3 protein-coding genes, 1 tRNA gene and 1 pseudogene are annotated in these 3825 nt (G+C 64.3%); 1 reads left to right on the top strand and 4 read right to left on the bottom strand.

Going from position 1 to position 3825, the window contains the following annotated elements:
* The 3 genes and pseudogenes from RMO18_RS05660 to dapF form a co-directional block, all read right to left on the bottom strand.
* Positions 1-306: pseudogene (locus RMO18_RS05660) on the bottom strand (hypothetical protein); the annotation flags it as partial.
* 669 nt (positions 307-975) lie between these two features.
* On the bottom strand, positions 976-2259 hold the full coding sequence (gene mtaB / locus RMO18_RS05655) for a tRNA (N(6)-L-threonylcarbamoyladenosine(37)-C(2))-methylthiotransferase MtaB (RefSeq protein WP_309664479.1): 1284 nt from the start codon (positions 2257-2259) through the stop codon (positions 976-978).
* Entirely contained in the window at positions 2256-3095 is an 840-nt protein-coding gene (dapF, locus tag RMO18_RS05650; protein WP_405054013.1) for a diaminopimelate epimerase, read from the bottom strand. Before dapF ends, mtaB begins: the two co-directional genes overlap by 4 nt.
* A gap of 97 nt (positions 3096-3192) precedes the next feature.
* Between dapF and RMO18_RS05645 the strand changes: the two genes are divergently transcribed.
* A tRNA-Lys gene (locus RMO18_RS05645) sits at positions 3193-3268 on the top strand.
* 52 nt (positions 3269-3320) lie between these two features.
* Here the strand turns inward: RMO18_RS05645 and RMO18_RS05640 are convergent.
* Positions 3321-3825: hypothetical protein (locus RMO18_RS05640; RefSeq protein WP_309664477.1), on the bottom strand; the 505-nt coding region annotated here is incomplete at its 5' end.

Raw genomic sequence — 3825 nt, 5'->3', positions numbered from 1 at the left:
ACCCGGTCGGTCCTGGCCAGCCTGCCGGTCGCGCGGGCGAACTCCCGTGCCTGTCGCGGGTTCACCCCCGCGCAGTCCACCCGCGCGCAGTCCACCCCCACGCAGTCCACCCCCGCGCGAGCCAGCGCCTCCGTCAGCGGCCGTTCATAGCCCCTCAACGACCACCAGACAGCCCTTGGCCGCCTTGGCGAACTTCGCAAGATACTGTTTTGTTGTGACAATCCTGTCCGACCTGGCCGTGGAAAGGTGAAACGCGTCGATCCAACCCTTGGCGATATCGACACCGATGATGTCTTGTGCAATCATGATGGTGCCTGTCCTTGATCTGCGGGATCGACCGGTGGTGCGGTCCTCCCATGCAACTGTTCAGGTTGAGCAATGGTCGGCAGACGAGCCCCTAGCTACGAGACGGGTTCCAAAATCCAAGGGTGCGTCGGGGTCTCGTCTGCCAGCCACTCTATCGCAGATTTCAAAAAGACAAGGGTGTGTGATTTCACGCATATAATCATGCAGCCCAGACTCTCCCACCCCGCCCGGAATCAAGGGCGAAGCCCGCCGGGCAGCGCCCGACCGCCCCCTCGGGCGGGCGCTTTTGTAACGTCACCAGCAGAATTGCTGTGGGAGGTGCTGAACCATAAACCGCCCAGAACCGGCGTTGCTGCGCCCACCCGGCGGTCAGGCGCTGCCCTCGGTCCAAGATGATCTATTTGTAGGTTGCGCTACAGCGCACCGCTCCCACCCTGTCATCCCCGCGCAGGCGGGGACCCATGGGCAACCCAATCTATCTGGCTCTCGCCTTCGCGGGGATGAAAGCCAGTGAACTGTACCACTTGTAGGTCGAGGCCTGCCCCAACTCATTCCGACGATGAAGGACCGCCCCACCACCCTCAAACCTTAACACAACGTTAAACGCCTAACCCTAACCCATTGAAATCCCTTGTGGCGACCGGATGTCCACGCGTGGACAACCCAAGGTCACGCCAAAAGCCGACCGTCCCCGTGCCCCAGAATAACCGCCTTCACGATCTGCCCTTCCGGCTGATCCGCTCCGAAATCCACCTCGGCGAAGCCTTCGGTCCGCCCCATCCGCGGCCCCTCCATCAGAACCCGGTGGAGCCGTCCGACCTGCGCCAGCAGATGCCGCCCCAACGCCGCATCCCCCGCCGCCCGCAGCCTGGCCGCGCGCTCCTTGATCTCGGGCCCCCGCACCTGCGGCATTCGCGCCGCCGGAGTGCCCTTGCGCGGGCTGAACGGGAACACATGCAGGAACGTCAGCCCGCACTCCTCAACCAGCTTCAGGGATTGCTGAAACATCGCCTCCGTCTCGGTGGGGAACCCCGCGATTACATCCGCCCCGAACACCATGTCCGGCCGCAAACGCCGAGCCTCCTCACAGAACCTGATCGCATCGTCCCGCAAATGCCGCCGCTTCATCCGCTTGAGGATCAGATCATCCCCCGCTTGCAGGCTCAAATGAAGATGCGGCATCAGCCGCGCCTCCCCCCCGATCGCCTCCATCAGCGCCGGATCAACCTCGATGCTGTCGATGGAACTGATCCGCAGCCGCGCCAGATCCGGCACCAGCCGCAGGATCCGCATCACAAGATCCCCCAACCGAGGTGTCGCCGGCAGGTCGGCCCCCCACGACGTTAGGTCCACCCCGGTCAGCACCACCTCGTTGAAGCCGCGGTCCACCAGCCGTCTGATCTGCTCCACCACCACCCCGGCGGGACCTGACCGCGAATTGCCCCGGCCGTAGGGAATGATGCAGAACGTGCAGCGATGATCACACCCATTCTGCACCTGCACATAGGCCCGGTGCCGCCCGAACCCGTCGATCAGATGCCCGGCCGTTTCGCGGACCGACATGATGTCATCAACCTGCACCCGCTCGGTCGTGCCAATAAGGTCGGGCACCGCAAGGCCAGCCCAGGTTGAGGCCTGCATCTTCTCGTGGTTGCCCACCACGCGGCTGACCTCGGGCATCGCGGCAAAGGTCTCCGGCTCGGTCTGTGCTGCGCATCCGGTCACGATGATCTGCGCGCCCGGATGTTCGCGCGACAGCCGCCGGATTTCCTGCTTGGCCTTGCGCACTGCCTCGGCGGTGACGGCGCAGGTGTTCACCACAACCGCCCCGGACACCCCCGCCGCGGCGGCAAGTTCCTTCATCGCCTCCGTCTCATAAGCGTTCAGACGGCAGCCGAGCGTGGCAAAAACGGGTGTGGCAAGGACGGGTGTGGCAAGGACGGGCGCGTTCATCCGACAGCGGCCACATAATCGGCAGGCAACACCCCGTCGAACACCCGCGCCACCGGCCCGGTCAGCCAGACGCCGTCGTCGCGCCAGTCGACCTCCAGCACCCCACCATCCATCTCCAGCGCCACTTGCCGTCTGGTCAGCCCGCGCAAATGCGCGGCCACCGCCGTGGCGCAGGCCCCAGACCCGCAGGCCAGGGTGATCCCCGTTCCCCGTTCCCACACGCGCATGCGCAGGCGGTCTGGGCCGATCTGCGACGCGACCTCAACGTTCGTGCGCTGGGGATAAAGCGGATCATGTTCGTAAACCGGGCCAAGGGCGGACAGATCCATCGCATCGGCATCTGGCACGAACATCACGCAATGCGGGTTGCCCATGCCGACGGCGACCGGATCGCCCGGCAGCGGCAGGTGCAGTACATCCACCTCGCGCGCCAAGGGAACCGAGGCCCAGTCGCGCTGCGGATGCCCCATGTTCACCGACACCCGGCCATCGGCCAACCGTTCGGCCCGCAACGCCCCGCGCCCGGTTACGAGCGACACTGCAGTTTTGCCCACATCGCGCATCACAAAGTCCGACACGCAGCGCGTGGCGTTGCCGCAGGCGTCCGCCCGGCTGCCATCGCTATTCCAGAACTCCAGCCCGAAATCGGCCCCCGGCACCGAAGTAATCTCGGCCAGCTGATCAAACCCGACGCCACGATTGCGGTCGCCAAGGGCGCGCGCCAGACCAGCCGTCATCACCGGCCCGCCACGGCGCGAGTCGATCACCACGAAGTCATTGCCCGCGCCATGCATTTTCATGAACGGCAGGCCGTTTAGAGGCGGCATCTGTGTCATGCCCCGGCATATACGCCCGGCGCACCCGTTTTGCCAGACCCGCGCGCTTTTTGCCCTTGACCCCCGAAGCTGGCTTGCCTAATCACCCGCTTGTTGTGGGCCGGTAGCTCAGTTGGTAGAGCAACTGACTTTTAATCAGTAGGTCTCGGGTTCGGATCCCGACCGGCTCACCACCATAGCAAAAGACCCGGGCCTTGCAGCCCGGGTCTTTTGCTTTCAAATCCGTCAGATCATCCGGATGGTTTCCTTGCCAACCGCCAGCACATAGCCGCGTCGGGCGATGGTCTTGACCAACAATTCGCTGACCAACTGGTTGCCCAGCGTGTCGCGCAAGCGTTTCACCCGCGTGGCCCCTGCCGCCTCGTCACAATCGGCCTCGTTGCGCCCCGAGATCACCGCCTCGATCTGCGCGCCGGTCAGCACCTCGTCATCCATTCGCGCCTCGGCCAGAACCGACAGGGTTTCCAGTGCGGCTTCGGTCAGCGCAAATTCCAGATCGTTGATGTAGACAGCGCGCGAGTCGCGGCTGATCAGCAGGCTGGCGACCTGAATGCCGGATCGCTGGATTGCCGAGATGCGTCGGTTAAGTGCGATGATCGTCACCAGAAAGACCAGTGCGGCCACCATCAGGGCCGTGGAAAACACCAGCAACACAAAGATCACCGAACGATAGCTGGTCAGCACCTCGGAAAAAGACGTGCCCGACTGCGCAAGGATTTCCAGCAGCTTG

The organism is Tabrizicola sp. (assembly GCF_031377265.1).
Classification (GTDB): domain Bacteria; phylum Pseudomonadota; class Alphaproteobacteria; order Rhodobacterales; family Rhodobacteraceae; genus JAUYQR01.
This window is presented reverse-complemented; position numbering and strand designations above follow the sequence as displayed.